The 15,885-nt window shown below is 38.8% G+C and carries 16 protein-coding genes and 2 pseudogenes; 12 read left to right on the top strand and 6 right to left on the bottom strand.

Annotated features, from left to right (window positions below):
* Positions 1 to 10: 10 nt before the first annotated feature.
* Both IPU53_RS07445 and IPU53_RS07450 read right to left on the bottom strand, forming a co-directional pair.
* Positions 11 to 1,033, bottom strand: a complete 1,023-nt coding sequence (locus tag IPU53_RS07445; RefSeq protein WP_207449435.1) for a FecCD family ABC transporter permease — start codon at positions 1,031 to 1,033, stop codon at positions 11 to 13.
* Positions 1,030 to 2,043, bottom strand: a complete 1,014-nt coding sequence (locus tag IPU53_RS07450; RefSeq protein ID WP_207449437.1) for a FecCD family ABC transporter permease — start codon at positions 2,041 to 2,043, stop codon at positions 1,030 to 1,032. Before IPU53_RS07450 ends, IPU53_RS07445 begins: the two co-directional genes overlap by 4 nt.
* A 108-nt stretch (positions 2,044 to 2,151) precedes the next feature.
* Here IPU53_RS07450 and IPU53_RS07455 point away from each other — a divergent pair, with 108 nt between their 5' ends.
* The 5 genes from IPU53_RS07455 (at position 2,152) to IPU53_RS07475 (ending at position 6,140) form a co-directional block, all read left to right on the top strand.
* Positions 2,152 to 3,126, top strand: a complete 975-nt coding sequence (locus tag IPU53_RS07455) for an iron-hydroxamate ABC transporter substrate-binding protein (RefSeq protein ID WP_207449439.1) — start codon at positions 2,152 to 2,154, stop codon at positions 3,124 to 3,126.
* 109 nt (positions 3,127 to 3,235) lie between these two features.
* A complete protein-coding gene (locus IPU53_RS07460) occupies positions 3,236 to 4,054 on the top strand; it encodes an ABC transporter ATP-binding protein (protein WP_207449441.1) in 819 nt (272 codons plus the stop codon).
* A 186-nt stretch (positions 4,055 to 4,240) separates the two neighbouring features.
* Positions 4,241 to 4,654 (top strand): DUF6157 family protein, encoded by a 414-nt coding sequence (locus tag IPU53_RS07465; RefSeq protein WP_207449443.1) that lies wholly within the window; start codon positions 4,241 to 4,243, stop codon positions 4,652 to 4,654.
* 50 nt (positions 4,655 to 4,704) lie between these two features.
* Positions 4,705 to 5,268: a DUF1697 domain-containing protein gene (locus IPU53_RS07470; protein WP_207449445.1), complete on the top strand. Its 564-nt coding sequence runs from the start codon at positions 4,705 to 4,707 to the stop codon at positions 5,266 to 5,268.
* Positions 5,269 to 5,321: 53 nt separating this feature from the next.
* Entirely contained in the window at positions 5,322 to 6,140 is an 819-nt protein-coding gene (locus IPU53_RS07475; protein ID WP_207449447.1) for an alpha/beta hydrolase, read from the top strand.
* A gap of 67 nt (positions 6,141 to 6,207) precedes the next feature.
* Here the strand turns inward: IPU53_RS07475 and IPU53_RS07480 are convergent, their stop codons facing one another.
* Complete coding sequence (locus tag IPU53_RS07480; RefSeq protein WP_207449449.1) at positions 6,208 to 7,056, bottom strand: alpha/beta hydrolase; 849 nt, start codon at positions 7,054 to 7,056, stop codon at positions 6,208 to 6,210.
* A 114-nt stretch (positions 7,057 to 7,170) separates the two neighbouring features.
* Between IPU53_RS07480 and IPU53_RS07485 the strand changes: the two genes are divergently transcribed.
* Complete coding sequence (locus tag IPU53_RS07485) at positions 7,171 to 7,680, top strand: GNAT family N-acetyltransferase (protein ID WP_242698123.1); 510 nt, start codon at positions 7,171 to 7,173, stop codon at positions 7,678 to 7,680.
* Between the two features lie 17 nt (positions 7,681 to 7,697).
* The gene (locus IPU53_RS07490) at positions 7,698 to 8,480 is read left to right on the top strand and encodes a Cof-type HAD-IIB family hydrolase (protein WP_207449454.1); all 783 of its coding nucleotides are present in this window, start codon (positions 7,698 to 7,700) and stop codon (positions 8,478 to 8,480) included.
* 251 nt (positions 8,481 to 8,731) lie between these two features.
* On the opposite strand, the gene IPU53_RS07495 is transcribed toward IPU53_RS07490, so the two are convergent.
* From IPU53_RS07495 to IPU53_RS07500, 3 genes are read right to left on the bottom strand one after another with little or no spacing between them, the layout of a single operon-like run.
* Positions 8,732 to 9,199 carry a GyrI-like domain-containing protein gene (locus IPU53_RS07495; protein ID WP_207449455.1) on the bottom strand — a complete coding sequence of 156 codons (468 nt, stop codon included), beginning with the start codon at positions 9,197 to 9,199 and terminating at the stop codon, positions 8,732 to 8,734.
* Positions 9,200 to 9,252: 53 nt separating this feature from the next.
* Positions 9,253 to 9,489 carry a WYL domain-containing protein gene (locus IPU53_RS24855; protein WP_396019920.1) on the bottom strand — a complete coding sequence of 79 codons (237 nt, stop codon included), beginning with the start codon at positions 9,487 to 9,489 and terminating at the stop codon, positions 9,253 to 9,255.
* A 34-nt stretch (positions 9,490 to 9,523) separates the two neighbouring features.
* Complete coding sequence (locus tag IPU53_RS07500; RefSeq protein WP_242698124.1) at positions 9,524 to 10,156, bottom strand: helix-turn-helix transcriptional regulator; 633 nt, start codon at positions 10,154 to 10,156, stop codon at positions 9,524 to 9,526.
* An 811-nt stretch (positions 10,157 to 10,967) separates the two neighbouring features.
* Between IPU53_RS07500 and IPU53_RS25595 the strand changes: the two are divergent.
* From IPU53_RS25595 to IPU53_RS07520, 5 genes and pseudogenes are all read left to right on the top strand, one after another.
* A pseudogene (locus IPU53_RS25595) lies at positions 10,968 to 11,331 on the top strand (response regulator); the annotation flags it as partial.
* Between the two features lie 65 nt (positions 11,332 to 11,396).
* Positions 11,397 to 11,651: pseudogene (locus tag IPU53_RS25600) on the top strand (winged helix-turn-helix domain-containing protein); the annotation flags it as partial.
* Positions 11,648 to 13,627 carry a sensor histidine kinase gene (locus IPU53_RS07510; protein ID WP_207449459.1) on the top strand — a complete coding sequence of 660 codons (1,980 nt, stop codon included), beginning with the start codon at positions 11,648 to 11,650 and terminating at the stop codon, positions 13,625 to 13,627. The pseudogene IPU53_RS25600 and the gene IPU53_RS07510, both read left to right, overlap by 4 nt.
* 148 nt (positions 13,628 to 13,775) lie before the next feature.
* Positions 13,776 to 14,666, top strand: a complete 891-nt coding sequence (locus tag IPU53_RS07515) for a polysaccharide deacetylase family protein (RefSeq protein WP_396019921.1) — start codon at positions 13,776 to 13,778, stop codon at positions 14,664 to 14,666.
* 29 nt (positions 14,667 to 14,695) lie between these two features.
* Positions 14,696 to 15,379, top strand: coding sequence for an N-acetylmuramoyl-L-alanine amidase family protein (locus IPU53_RS07520; protein ID WP_242698125.1), 684 nt, complete (start codon positions 14,696 to 14,698; stop codon positions 15,377 to 15,379).
* The last annotated feature ends 506 nt before the right edge of the window (positions 15,380 to 15,885 follow it).

The raw sequence follows: 15,885 nt of genomic DNA on the forward strand, positions 1-15,885 counted from the left end.
ACCTCCAAGATTATTTCACTTTGATTAATAAATAGATAAAATAAGGGGCACTTAAAATCGAGACAACGATCCCGGCCGGAATCATTGTTGGGGTTAAAAGATTTTTCCCAATCAGATCCGCACCCATTAATAATAAGGCTCCCACTAATGTAGAAATCGGGATAATATATTGATGCAAAGGCCCGATTATTTTCCTAGCGATATGGGGAACCACTAAGCCTATAAATGCAATCGCTCCACCAGCCGCGACGGACGCCCCTGCGAGTGCAACGGCAATAAGTAGTAAAAATCGTCTATCTTTTTCAACATGAGATCCCAAACCAGCGGCTACATCATCCCCTAATGTAAAGACATTTAAAGTTTTTGCTTTTTGCCAGGCTAGCGGAATTAAGAGCAATATCCAAGGGAATAAAGCAAGAACAAATGCCCAGTTAGCATTCCAAATGTCTCCTGAGAGCCATACCGTTACCTGCCTATAATCTTGTGGATCCATCCGTAATTGTAAGATTGTAAGCAGGGCACCGAATCCAGCATTCACACCAATTCCAACCAAGACCAGCCGAGTAGGACTTACTCCTTTTTTCCAAGCAAGGAGATAAATCAAGACCGCTGCCACAATCGCACCAATTAAGGCGGCAAATGGCATAATAAAGATGGATAATGGATCAGATGCTGGAAGAAGGTTGCGGAAAAAATAGATAAATAGTACGACAGTAAGGCCTGCCCCTGTATTAATCCCGATGATTCCTGGGTCAGCCAATTCATTTTGCGTAATTCCTTGTAGTATCGTTCCTGACACGGCCAAGCCGGCCCCAATAAGTAAGCATAAGACTATTCCTGGTAACCGAAAGTCAAACAGAACGAGCTTTTGCTGATCTGTTCCCTGGTTAAAAATAGTTTGTATCACTTCGTTAGGGTTAATCTTAATCACACCAATACTTAAGCTGACAAAAATCATTATGAAAATAAGCAGGATTAGAAGGCTGATCATTAGCCAGAAAGTACGTTGTTTTTTTGATTGAGTTACATTCATTTTTTCTCCCCCTTGCTTCTTGCTAAATAAAGGAAGAACGGAACCCCTATTAGCGAAGTAATGGCCCCGACGGGTGTTTCAAAAGGTGCATTAATCATTCTCGATACTAAATCAGATAATATGACTAAAAGCCCGCCAAATAGAGCTGAAGAAGGAATAATCCAGCGATAATCAGCTCCCATTAAAAAACGTGTGATATGAGGGACAATCAGTCCAACAAAACCGATGGCACCGGCGACAGAGACAGAAACACCTGTGAGCATAAACACAGCCACTATGCCTAAAATCTTAATCAGCGCATTGTTTTGCCCCAATCCAACGGATACATCTTCACCTAAGCTAAGGACGGTCATTGACTTTGAGATGGAAAAAGCAAACAGTAAACCAATCACACCGAAAATGGCCAGCATTTGAACCGATGACCAGTTTGTCTTATCCAGCCCTCCAGCTAACCAAAACCCCATTTCTTTTTCTAGCTGAAAATGTAAGGAAAGAATGGAGGTAATCGAACGAAGCATCGTTCCGATCGCTACTCCGGCTAAGGCTAACTTCACAGGAGTCAATCCATTTGCTGAAGACGATCCAATCATAAATATAAGACTCACCGCAAGCGCCGCACCAATAAAAGAACTTAAAGTTAAGCTGAGACTTGAGGTAGAGGGGAAAAATGCCATAATGATCATTAACCCAAAAGCCGCTCCATCAGTTACCCCCATAATAGATGGAGAGGCTAAAGGATTTCGTGTCATTCCCTGCATAATCGCACCAGCAACGGCGAGAAACGCCCCAACTAAAGCAGCGGACAGTGCACGCGGTAAACGTAATTCTTGGATAATCTGGTGGGAAGAAAGTTCTGGATTAAATTGAAATATTGCGTTCCAAACTGTTCTTAGTTCAATTTCTGTAGAACCATAAGAGACAGATAATGCAGTGGATATAATAATTGCGCCTACTACTACTAAATTAATCGTTATTTTTAAAATATTTGAATGCTGAATAAACGAACGCATACGACTCTCCTCATTCTTTCTCCCGGGGGTTAAATATTTATTGACAACCTAATTGAAAGTGATTATCATTACCAGTAAATGTTATTATAGCATAAAGGGGATAAAGGGATGAATATATTATTAAAAAATAAATTTAGCTTTTTTATCATGTTTATCATGATATTTTTCATTATAGCCGGTTGTGGAAATACTGATTCTCAAAAAGAGTCAGAGAAATCGGGAGATAAGGCTCCCGTGGAGGAAAATAACAAAGAGATTACCTTGGATTCTGAAATGGGAGAAGTGACAATCCCATTAAATGCTGAAAAAGTGTTGGCACCTTTTCATGAAGATGCTTTATTGTCCATTGGTGTAACACCTGTAGCGAAATGGGCAATTGGCACATCGATACAAGATCATTTAGAGGATCAACTCGAAAATGTCCCGAAAATTGAATGGACACTTCCATTAGAACAAGTTCTCAGTTATCAACCTGATCTGATTATTTTAGAAAATACGCTGGACAGTTATGAGGGGACATATGAGGACTATCAGAAAATTGCCCCAACCTATGTCATGGATGAGGAAACAGTAGGTGATTGGCAAAAACAGATGGACCTATTTGGACAATTACTTGGGAAAGAAGATGCAGCCAAACAAGCCTTAAACGATTATGAAAAGAAAGTAGCCGAAGCGAAAACAGAAGTGCAAGATGCTATCGGTGATGAAACAGTTGCCGCCATTTGGGTGATTGGTGGAAAATACTTTGTATTTGAAAAAGATCGCCACAGTGCGAAAGTGCTCTACTCTGAATTGGGTGTTCACTATCCTGAGCTTGTAGATGAGCTAGGGGAAGCGAAACCACAGTGGGAGCCTCTATCACTTGAAAAATTATCGGAACTAGATGCAGATCATGTCTTCTTACTAGCAGCTGAAGGAGAAGAAGGTCTTGATGTACTGGAAAATAGTAAAGTTTGGAACAGCATCCCAGCAGTAAAAAATGACCGGGTGTATGTATTGAATGCAGCTGATAGTTGGACAAATAAGGGATTGATTGCATCAACCAAAACCGTTGATACATTTCTAGAAACGTTGAAAAAATAAAAGGTGTTGAACAAAGAAATCTATAGTAAAATAGATGAAGTGCATATATTTTAGGTGCGGAAACGGTGTTCATGGCAATTTTAGTAAAGTCCTGGAAGGGGTGATCTTAGTGGAAACTTTATCAGCACATGATTTAACGCTTGGATTTGGAGACAGCATTATTATAGATAGTCTAGATATCGAAATACCAAAAGGGAAAATTACGGTATTGATTGGTCAGAATGGTTGTGGCAAATCTACTTTATTGCGATCTCTAGCCCGTTTGTTAAAACCACAGCAAGGTCAAATAATGCTAGATGGAAAGGAAATTGCAAAATTAAGAACGAAGGATATTGCCAAAAAACTAGCTATCTTACCGCAAGGTCCAGTAACTCCTGAGGGCTTAACTGTCTATGAACTCGTAAAGCAGGGAAGACATCCTTATCGCCAATGGATGAAACAATGGTCACAGCAAGATGAAGAAGCTGTTCAACATGCGCTTACATCGACAAACATGAGTGAATTAGCGGATCAATCTGTTGATTCATTATCAGGGGGCCAACGGCAACGAGCATGGATTGCTCTTACATTAGCCCAACAAACGGAGACTATTTTATTGGATGAGCCGACAACCTATTTAGATATGGCTCATCAAGTCGATGTTCTTGACCTCCTTTTTGAATTGAATGAAAATGAAAATAGAACGATTGTGATGGTGCTACATGATCTAAATTTAGCTAGTCGTTATGCAGATTATATTGTGGCTTTAAAAGATAAAACAATTTTCGCTCATGGGAAACCGGAGGAAATTATTACACCTGAGCTAGTGAGAACAGTCTTTGACATGAAATGTCAGATTGCTTGTGATCCGATATTCGGAACGCCCCTTTGTATTCCATTTGGAAAAGGACGTTGTCTCTTTGCAAATGAACAAAAAGCGACATCTTAAGAATTAAATGGTAAGGCATCTAAAAACTTGGAGACGAGTATTTTTAGATGCTTTTTTGTGCAAAAAATGATCCGCTTTAAAAAATAAATACTCAAGGGAAGGGCTTTCATGTACAATGGAAGCAGGCATTCGGATTGCTTAGTTGGCAAACATGAATATTGACTATTAAATATGAGGAGGATGTTTATGAGTTATCAAAATACATTCATTACCATATCTGAGGATTCCGGCGTTACGGAGCCGATTGTGCCTGTTCCAAGAAACAACAAACCAACGATTGCATCGATTGAATATGATTTAATGGAGGATCATCCCTACGAATACACGGAAGCAGATGTCCAATTTAAAACGTATTTGATTAAAAATCAAGTTGATTCAGACAAACTTGATGAATTACGCGAACAATTTTTTGCCAAATCGAAAGCTTGTTTTAGGGCATCTCCATTAGTGAAAAAATATGGTTGGGGAATTCATTATGATCACGAAGGAAAAATCGCTATTTATGGGGTAAATAGTGCAGAGTATCAGCGATTTTTACATAATGATCAAATTCAAAAACGAAAAGGAATGCGTTCGCAAAGAAAGAGCAAATCCTCGTAGATGCTACACAGAAGATCAGTGTTAAACAAAATAAATGGAAGGGGAATAACATGCCAGTATACATTGCATTTCTCCGAGGAATTAATGTTGGGGGACACCGAAAAATTAAAATGAAAGAATTACGTGCCTCACTAGAGAAGATAGGGCTTGCTCATGTCCAGACATATATCCAGAGTGGCAATGTCCTGTTTGAATCAAATGAGAAAGAGGATTGGTTGCGTCAAGAAATAGAGCGAAGGATTTTTGATGACTTCGGTTTTTCAATCAATGTGATTATAAGAACAGCAACAGGACTAGAGGCAATTATAGCCGACTTACCTTTTTCTGAGGATGTCGTTTTAAAGGCGAGGGCCTCCGCGGCAGGAGAAATACTTTATGTTGCCCTCCTCCTCCATGCCCCTTTGCAGGAAAAAGTAGAGAGATTAAATGGTTATAAAAACGCTGGGGAGGATTATCAAGTGGAGGGTCAAGAGATTTATTTTTTATTTGGAAACGGTGCACGAAATTCCAAGCTGGCTGACCAAATGCAGAGCTTGGGTGTGCCTACCACAGTTCGCAATTGGAAAACGCTAAATAAATTAGTCGAAATGGCCGCCGCGAGAAAGAGTGTGTAGGATCAGAAAACCGTCCATAATTTTTATGAAAATGGATAGTTAGGAGCGAGAAGATGAGAGTACCGGAGTTTGATTTTCCTGTGATTGAGAAAACGTTTAAGAGCATCGGAACTAGAGATGTAAAGTTATATATATTTGAGCCGTCAGAGGCGAAGAAAAAGCGAGCAGCGATTCTTTTTTTCATCGGAGGTAGTTTTAAAAAGAATCCGCAATCACCAGCTGTTTTTCAACAGCAAGCTAATTATTTTGCCTCACTTGGTATGGTCGCGATCTGTGTGGATTATCGGGCTGGCCATGACGTGGGTTTTACGCCGAAACATGCGATTGCGGATGCGAAGTCTTCAGTCCGTTGGGTGCGTCAACATGCGGACGAATTGGGCGTCGATCCAGAAAAAATTGTCATGTGCGGTGCATCCGCAGGCGGCTATGTCAGTGTTTCTTCAATCATGTTTGATCATGTAAATGATGACCCCGATTATCATCAGCAGAGTCGTGATCATATCCCTAATGCGCTGATCATCTTTGGAGCTGGCATGGACGGAATAGATATTATGAAAAGGAGATATCCAGAAATATTGGATCAAGCCATTGAAATATCTCCGTTGCACCATATTAAAAAGGGATTACCGCCCACTTTATGGATGTGTGGCACGGAGGAGGATACCCCAGCGATTCCTCACGGTCTCTATGTACAAAATAAATTATTTGTCGAGCGCATGGTGGAATCTGGAAATAAAATCCATTTCGAAGAATATGAAGGAATGGAGCACGGATTTTTTAAATACGGCCGACATAATAACAAATATTTTCACCAAACGAATGCGAGGATGGCAGCTTTTTTAAGGGGGATGGGATTTATAAATCAAGCATAAAAAAATCTAGGAATTGCATGTTTATCCTGCTCCCATTAAGTAAAAGTGGGTTGGCTCTTGACTTTAATTATAAACGGGGAGTTAACCATGTCATAACATTTTCCAATGCATGCTCGCAATGGTTTGCGTCCCAATGTCGATGAAGCCCATCTTCATACATGATATATTTTTTATCCTGAATGGAAATGGAATCCAAAAAGCGTAAGATTGAATCAGGATGGACAATTGGATCCTGTTGGTCATAAAGACATAAAAGTGGAAAACGGAATTTCTCAATATCTAATAACGCGTGAACTCCATTATGAGTTAATTCAGTTAACCAACGCGGGGTGTATTCTGAAGTAAATAGTGGATCCTCGATTAATTCTAGATCAGGCTCTGGGAAAAGATGCTCTAAACTGCGAACTTTTTTTAGGATTCCCATCCACTTGAAAGGTTGGATCGATAAATTAGGAGAAATCCAAGAACAAAATTCCACTGTTTTTTTTATTAATAGTGGCAGCTGAAATCGGATCCCTAATGCAGGAGCTGATAAGATAAATCCTTTTGCTTTGTGGGGATACATTTGACCGTAGCGAATAGCAATGAGCCCTCCTAAGCTATGCCCGAAAATAAATAATGGGGCGGAAGGATATTGGACCTGAAAGGATTCAATTAATTGATTTAAGTCATCTAGGTAATCTGTAAATTTATTAACATGTCCACGAGGACCACCAGATTTTCCAAAACCTCGTAAATCCGGCGCAAGTACGCCGAGTTGGTGCTCCATACATATTTCACCAATATGGGAATAACGCCCCGAATGCTCACCAGCTCCATGAATCAACATTATAAATCCACGTGATTCTTTGGGGAGCCAACCACGGTAAAATAAATTCACACCATCGTATCCAGAAACATGACCGCTGATATACATCTTGAACACCTCCAGAAATCTATACATGTTATGGTACCCGCTATTTTTATTTTTACACTTACTCGTTCTGTAGATTTATGCACTTGTGCAATCACTTCATAAAGGAGGATGAGTATGGACGTTACCTTATCACTTATTCCATACGAAGATAAAACGATATTACAGAATTTAATGCAATTATATAGATATGATAGTAGTGAATTTGATGGTCATGTGTTAAATGACCACGGTTTATATTTATATAAGTATTTAGATCATCAATGGACAGACGATTATCGCCGCCCATACTTGGTCAAGGTTGATGGTGAAATAGCGGGATTTGCGCTTGTTAGTCTTGATGTTCCAAAAGAATTCATGAAATTAAGTACCGCTGAAAAAAGCAATGTAATCAGTGATTTTTTTATTATGAGGAAATTTAGAAGGTTAGGTGTTGGGCAAAAGGTTGCTAACTCCTTGTTCCAACAATATCGGGGAGTATGGGAGATTAGACAGACAGCAGGAAATAAAGTTGCTCAAAGGTTTTGGGCAAAATTGATTCATGATTATACGGATGGACACATACAGAAAGAAGAGTTCGTGCAAAATGATTGTTGGCATGGTCCGGTTATTGTTTTTCAAAGTTAGAATAGAAGGGGGATTTCATGTATAAATTAGTGGCTTTGGATTTGGATGGGACATTGCTTAATCGAGATGGAAATATCTCTGAGCGGAATATACAAGCGATTTATAAGGCAGAAGATTTAGGGGTTCAGATTGTGTTAGCGACAGGCAGATATTATATGCAAACGAAACGGATTTTGGATCAATTGGATTTTAAGGGGATTTTGGTATCAAATGATGGAACAGCTACCATTAATACTGTAAATCAAGCACTCATTGGCGAGTATTCTTTTTCTATGGAGGATATCGCCCCACTTATCCATTATTGCCGCCGTCATCACATTCATTTTTCCCTGTGTACAGCTTTTGATGTGTATGTGGAATGGCTGGAAGACTCTCAAGAACAACAATATCAGGTATATGAAATCACTCCTACTATTCATCGTGATGTTTTATCTATTAAGGAAAAAATTATGAAATGTACAATTGGCGATCAAAATAAAGTAGGTGGATGGCAGGAGATTCCTTTGCCAGTTCCTGGACGACTCAGAAAGAGGATTGATTTAGAATTTCATAGAGAATACGTTCATGCCCAATCAAATAAAACAAAAGCGCTCATCCATCTCTTAGATTCCCTTGAAATAAAGCAATCAGAAATGATGGCAATCGGCGATTATTACAATGACTTGGGTATGATTGAGTTCGCAGGTTTAGGAATTGCGATGGGAAATGCCCCTGACGATATAAAAGCGCTCGCCAATGATGTCACCTTATCCAATGATGAAGATGGCGTATTTCACGCATTTTCGAAATATATATTTTAGAATTAGTTTTTGCGAAATATGCTCAAAAAAAATCATTTTATGTATTTGAGAACCCTTATGTTCATCTTGGGAAAACCTATTTTCCCACATAGTTTTGGATTGAAAGAAAGACATAGGGGATAAATTTATTAGAGATCAGAGCCATCTGTTGATTCTTAGCGTGAGAGAGTGTAGATAGAAAGAGAGTTCCATTTCTTAAATCCCGATTTAAAGGCATCGGCATTCACCCCACAAAGTAAATGCCGACAGTTTTATTTCTTAATCGCAATATAAATCTCTACTTGCGCATTCTCAGGATCTGCACATCGCCCGTCATACACTTCAAAATCTCCTGTATAAGTTCTCTTGATACTGTTCTTTTCACAGTAGTGCCAAATTTCCTGCCAAAGTGCGCCAACGATTTTCGCGATGGGGCCTTTTTCAGAAGTAAAGACAAGATATTGAGAAGTAGGAATCGTTTTTACGACCCATTCATCTGACTTTGTGGCCTTGTCCACTTTGAGCCCGATCGTCATCTGATATGTGCCATTTACATCTACAGCATAATCCGAATACACGCCATATACAGTATGATCCAAGGCAGGAATTTGCGTTGAAACCTGCTCTTGATAAAATCGATCCCATAAGGCAGGGATTTTTGCCTGAACGGTCCTTTCATTTGCATTGGACGTCTCTACAGAAATTCCCATCACTCTGAATGCCTTCTTCTGTTTGATCATAATTTTCACCACCTTTAGCCTTACTATAACGATCTAAACCTGACAACAGTCTGTCAGGTTTTATACATCTTAAAAACATTTCTTGCCTGCTGCTGGATAATCTCCCTGATATGCATCGGTTCAAGCACTTCGATTTTGTCAGAAAAGCTTAATAGAAAGCTGTATAGCCATTGGTTCTCTGGTAGTTGCAGGGTGACAATTTGTTTTTCCGCATCCACTGCTTCTACACCAAACATTTCCTCCATTTTTTCATAGATGTCTGCCTGATAAGTGAGTTTTAAGATAATCATTTTGTGATCATACCAATCTTTATCCCAAGGAAGCTTAGATACATCGACCCTCTTTTCGCTGAAACGTCTGCTTGTTCCACTGCAAATCTTTTATTCTTGCTAGTTTAAATAAGCGAAAAGCTTGTCGCTGTAAACAATAACTGTACACATACCAGGAACGACCTTTTTGCACTAGCGTATGAGGTTCAATGATTCGGGGGATGACGGTTCTATTTCCGTATACAATCTCTACACATGTGTTGTTTTCAATGGCTGTTTTTAAAAAGGTTCGTTTTTGTTTAAGGTGTTCGTCTTGCCCCCATGGACTATCATCGATAAAAAGGTAATCCTCTGTAGCCTCTTTGCCCACAATATGGCGGATTTTTTCCAAAACGGTTTTGGCGCTAGGATCCTCATAGGCTGTAAGCAGACTTTTTAAGGCAACGGATAGAGAGGTGAGCTCCTCTTCTTTTAAAAAATGTTTGTCGATCCGGTAATTCTCGATTAAACTGATGCCACCATTCGCCCCTTGATAGCTAACGATAGGAATTCCTGCACTACTTAATGTATCAATATCACGATAAACCGTCCGAACAGAAATAGCCAATTCCTCTGCTAATTCTTGGGCGGTTACTTTTTTTCGATCAAGTAAAAGCATGATCATACGTAAAAGCCGATCAAGTTTCATATCAATCTCCTCATACAATGAATTTTGTAAGCCAAGCCCCTGGAAAGAAATAACTGAGCAAGGATAGTTCTCAATAAACGTGAGGTCATCATCATTAGGGGCTCTAGCACCAGGTAATCGAACAGCGTAAGCAAGTGTCTCAATTGAATGAATTATAAAAATAAATAGCTCATAAAAAGATTAATTATTTCGAAAAAAGTTCCAATATCAACATTTACTTTGTACTTTCTTTCTATATTACCATAACGACCGATTGATCGAATTTGCAAACCTCAATATCTTAGCATGATGTTAGAAAATATACTATTAGCACTCTATTATTTGCTCAATATGGAGGTGTTGCTCATATCTTTCAAAAATGAAGGAGATTACCGAGAAGGATGGAAAAGAAAAATTGGCTTGTTTCATAGCGATTAGTTTAGCTGATTTTGATGATTACGGCATTCTCCTCTCACACAAAAACAGATTTGCTACAGCTATAATTTATAAATAGCGATGTAGAGCTCGATCAAAAATGCACACGATCCCACCTGAAGACACGAAAGATCTGAAGCTAGAAGGATCGAACTGTTGAGCAGGAAGAAAAGGCTCCTGTATCTAAGATGTATTGACAAAATGCAATCTGAATATGAGAAAGTGGTTTTAATCAATTACGAGATCCTTGCAACAATCCTAGAGGGGAGAGAGTGGTTTACATTTCTTCGATTGGGGACCAATCGGTTATTTGAAAAGATTTATATAATGGTTTGTCTTTATCTAATCTTTACATTGTTTTGATATACTTAAACGAATAACAATGGAGGATAAAGCGATGAATGAAACCATTCTGATTGTTGAGGATGAACAAATTCTAAGAGAAGTGCTTAAAGACTATTTTTTAAATGAAAATTTCCATGTGCTGGAAGCAAATGATGGGAAAAAGGCATTGCAATTATTTGACAGCGAAAGGGTGGATTTGATTATTTTAGATATTATGCTGCCCAAATTAGATGGCTGGTCTGTTTGCAGGCGGATTCGAAAAACGGCGGATGTTCCCATTATTATCCTAACCGCACGTGTTGAGGAAGAAGATACATTATTAGGCTTTGAACTTGGGGCAGATGATTATGTGACGAAACCATATAGTCCAGCTATATTATTGGCACGGGCCAAACGATTATTGCAAAGCCGTCAACAAAAGAGCGCTGTAGAAGAACAACAGGTAAAACCTGCGAATGGCATTTCCATTAATATGGCTGCCAGATCAGTGCTAGTTGATGATCAAAGCATCAATCTTACACATACAGAATTTGAAATTCTTTCCTACTTAATGCAAAACGAAGGAATTGTGATTACTAGGGAACAATTAATTATCAAGGTTTGGGGTTATGAATATGCCGGTGATGACCGCACTATTAATACGCATATACGGAATATCCGAACTAAGCTTGGTGATAAGGCAGATGCGATCAAAACTATTGTGCGCTTAGGTTATAAATTTGAGGCGACTGTATGAGAAGTAAAATTGTTTTCAAACTGTTTACTCTGACAACTTTGCTTTGCGTCTTTATCTTAACGACTGTTTTTATCGGTCAAACGATTTTCTTCAAGCAATATTATGCCCATCAAAAAGTCACTGATATTCAGGCGGCCATGGATCGTTATGCAGACGATTACCTGCAAAACAAGGAAGACAAATATGTTCAAAAAAAACTAGAACAGGATTTTTATCAAAAACATAATACATGGATTACGACATTGGATCAATATGGAAATTTAAAAAATGCGGATGATTTTTATGTGGAAATTCAGTCAGAGCGAGCGAATGACGAAGCTTTTGCAGATAAAACAATCCGTATCCCTCTCTACTATTTGCTGGATTTTGAAGATGCTTTATCAGATGATCTCCTTCTTGAGCCAGATGTACGCATTGGTATATACGGGATTAAGAAAGGATCGATAGTCATCCCTTATGTCATCGGCCATTTAGGAAGATTTGTGCCTAATTCGCTAGGAACGATCGGAGCTTTGGATCCATATGAGCTGGAACAGGAACAAGAAAATGTAACCTACTGGGAGAATAAGCAGTTGAAAAAAGCAGCAGGAGAATATCTCAGCAAGCGGATCGGACAGAATTCTTCAAAACATACGCAGGAAACAGATCTTCTCTTTCCAAATGAATCTAGTTCACAGTCGCCAGCCGTTTTAAGGGAAGAGTCAAAAGTGGTGCAAGCTAAACCAGTAGAACCGGCAAGTTCACAACAAGATATTGTTCAATTGATTGGAACGGTTACAGCTGTACAGCTTCCAAATCGAAGTGAAGGATCGAATGCTATTTACACAAACACTCTATTTATGGATAAAATCAAAGATTTTCAAGCCTCTCTTCTGTTGAAACAAAATCCAACAATGGACCAATCCATTCAAGTGGAGGACATTGAGCAAAATAATATTCAGTACAAAATATTAATCAAGCCCTTGTCAATCGATGGTCACAGATCCTATCTAATTGCAATGACATCACTGCAGCCAGTAGATGAGGCTGTGCAAATGGTAAAGGAGTATTATGTTTATTTAATCGTTTTCGTGATGCTTCTCGTTTTATTAGCATCCTTTTATTATTCGAAAAAAATTGCTAGTCCACTACTGAAAATTAATCAAACGGCGAAAAAAATGGCTAACTTGGACTTCTCTGAAAGTGTCACTGTGAAATCAAGGGATGAATTGGGGACATTATCGGAAAACATCAATACCCTTTCGGACACATTACACAAACATATTAAGCAGCTGCAGCAGGATATTGAAAAAGAAAAGCAGCTAGAGAACACAAGAAAAGAATTTATTTCAGGTGTCTCGCATGAGCTTAAAACACCGTTAAGTATTATGAAAAGCACGATTTCCATTTTACAAGATGATGTGGCCAAGCATAAAAGGGGGTATTATTTTCAGGCACTGGAGAAGGAAGTTGACAAGATGGATCGGCTCATTGCCGATATGCTTGAATTGGCCAAATATGAATCAGGTACTTATCAAATGAAAGTGGAATCCTTCTATATCGATGAAATGATCGAACGGGTTTGTGCCCCTCTTTCCATAGAGGCCGCCAAGAATCAGGTGACACTTAGACCGGTGCTACAGCCGTTTGAAGTGATAGCAAATGAACATCGGATTGAGCAGGTGATCACGAATTTCTTAACCAATGCGATCCGTCATACACCAGCAGCTGGTATCGTGACTATTTCGGTAAAGGATAAAGAGAATCAAGTGAAAATTTGTGTAGAAAACACAGGCGAACCGATTCTTATGGAACGATTGGAAAAAATTTGGGATCGATTTTACCGCGGAGATACTTCTCGAGATCGCTCAAAAGGTGAAACAGGTTTGGGACTAGCCATTTCCAAAAATATTCTTGAACTCCATGGAAGTAAATTTGGGGTAGAGAATACAGAAACAGGCGTATTGTTTTATTTTTATTTAAGAAAAAACAAATAGAAGTTTACTCAGAGTAAAAGCTATTAGGTCATGGTTAAACCCATGACCTAATAGCTTTTTCTTTATCCAAAATTTATCTCAACTTCATTTTATCTATATCTCGCATGTTTAATCTAGTAATAGAGATAAAAGAGGGGAGTTGAAACATATGCAACAACAGTCTAGTTGGGAGAAAAGAAGAATAAGAGTCTTATTAAAAATATGTCTATTGTTTTTTTTAGTAGTTTCCTGTGTTTGGGTGATAGATTACTTCATAAAAGCTGCATCTCCCATTGACAAGACAGAGGATAAGAAAATAATGGCCGAAACGTTTGAAGAAACTAGTCCTTCACCACGAAAAACCGAAGAAAAAATGAAAGAAGAAGCAAATAAGCAAAAGGAAGAGGAGATAGAAAGAAGGAAAGAAGAGTCAAAGGATAAGAAAAACGAGAAAATGGTCTACTTAACTTTTGACGATGGTCCAAGTAAATGGACCGGAAATTTTCTTGATGTTTTAAAGGACCATGGAATTCAAGCAACCTTTTTCATGCAGGGAAGCCATTTAAAGCAACCATCCTTTCAGTCTGATGTGAAACGAGCGATTGAGGAAGGCCATTATGTTGGCGCCCATAGTATGACACATGATTATGACCAATTATACAAAAATCAGCAGTTTGTCCCAGAAATGCAGGAAACATTGGCGTTAATCCACGAGATTACAGGAACGAGCCCTCATTTAGTTCGTCCTCCTTATGGGTCTATTCCTGGGTTGAATGATGAACTTATTCATCATCAAGTCATTGAGGCAGGCTTGAAAATTTGGGATTGGACAATTGACTCCCAAGATTGGAATTATCCCAATGACCCAGAGAAGATTATGAACATCATAAAATCGACTACAACAGAAAATATTGAAGTTGTCCTTATGCACGAAAAGGAACAAACTTTGAAGCTGTTACCGCAAATTATTGCTTTTTTCAAAGAGCAGGGCTATGAGTTTGGGGTCTACAGCGATCAACATCATTTTCCCAATAATTTTTTATCAGATTCTCGTTTATAAAAATGGACCGACCTAGAAAGGAAGTTTCTATGAAAAAATGGAAAGGACTCGTCTTGCCCATGTTCTTGCTTATAGTCTTTGCGGCGATTCATGTATTTGAATTTGAGGGAAATAATGAAAAAATCTGCGGGGAGGAAAGCAATAAAACGATAAAAGCCGAAAAAACATTGGCTTTGGCAGGACGAAGAATTGTACTTGATCCTGGGCATGGTGGCAATGATATTGGAGCCAGCGGCCAAAATGGTACGCTTGAGAAGCAAGTTACGTTAGAGACAGCGAATAAAATTAAGACTACACTAGAGCAGGCTGGCGCAGAGGTTCTAATGACACGCGATGATGACGAATATGTCGAGCTTGAAGAGCGGGGAGAGTTGGCAGCAGAAAATCAAGCAGATTTATTTGTAAGTATCCATTATGACGCATTTGAGACAAATGATGTGGAAGGGATGACATCCTATTATTATCATAACCGTGATAAAAAACTAGCGGAATGCATCCATCAGTACATATTTATAGAGGATATTCACGCCCGTAATCGCGGTGTCTCTTATGGAGATTATTATGTATTAAGAGAAAACAAAGTACCTGCGGTGTTGCTCGAACTTGGATATATATCCAATGCTGAGGACGAAGCCCGAATCAATTCAGCCGCTTTTCAAGAGAAAGTCGCTACAGGAATTGTAGATGGAATTAAAGCTTTTTTTGACAGATAGGATACAGAGTTACATCTTGGATTACGGTCAATCTTAACCTTTATCGTGCTCGTCCCGGCGCTGAATTTTCTAAATCGGTAACGAAGCCCCGTGATCGCCTCTGGTCAAAGCCCTTTCTCAAATTATCGAATGTTTGAAAAACTTTTTAGACGATTCGACTTTTCGTTATCCCCTTTTTACTAAATGAATGAGAAAAGACCGATTCCTCTCACTAAATGCTTGTCAATTCAGTGAGAGGAAGTCTGCTTAGAAAAAAAGAAATAGGTTTTAATAACTATCTTTATAAAGACAGTCGAAATCATAAGAAAACCCCAATATAATGAGCGAGGTGTAAAATTTTAACAGATTAATAGTTAGAAAGAGGAGTGACAACATGGTTGAAGGTGCTGAAAAAAATGGTATGAATAAACGAGGGTAGCTGTACTATTTCTAATCTTTTTATGGCCTGAGGGTCTTTTTTATGTGGAGATTTACTGATTGGAAAAAAACATCAAAACGGTTGTGAC

The organism is Bacillus sp. SD088 (assembly GCF_017355205.1).
In the GTDB taxonomy this organism is placed as follows: Bacteria; Bacillota; Bacilli; order Bacillales; family Bacillaceae_C; genus Lederbergia.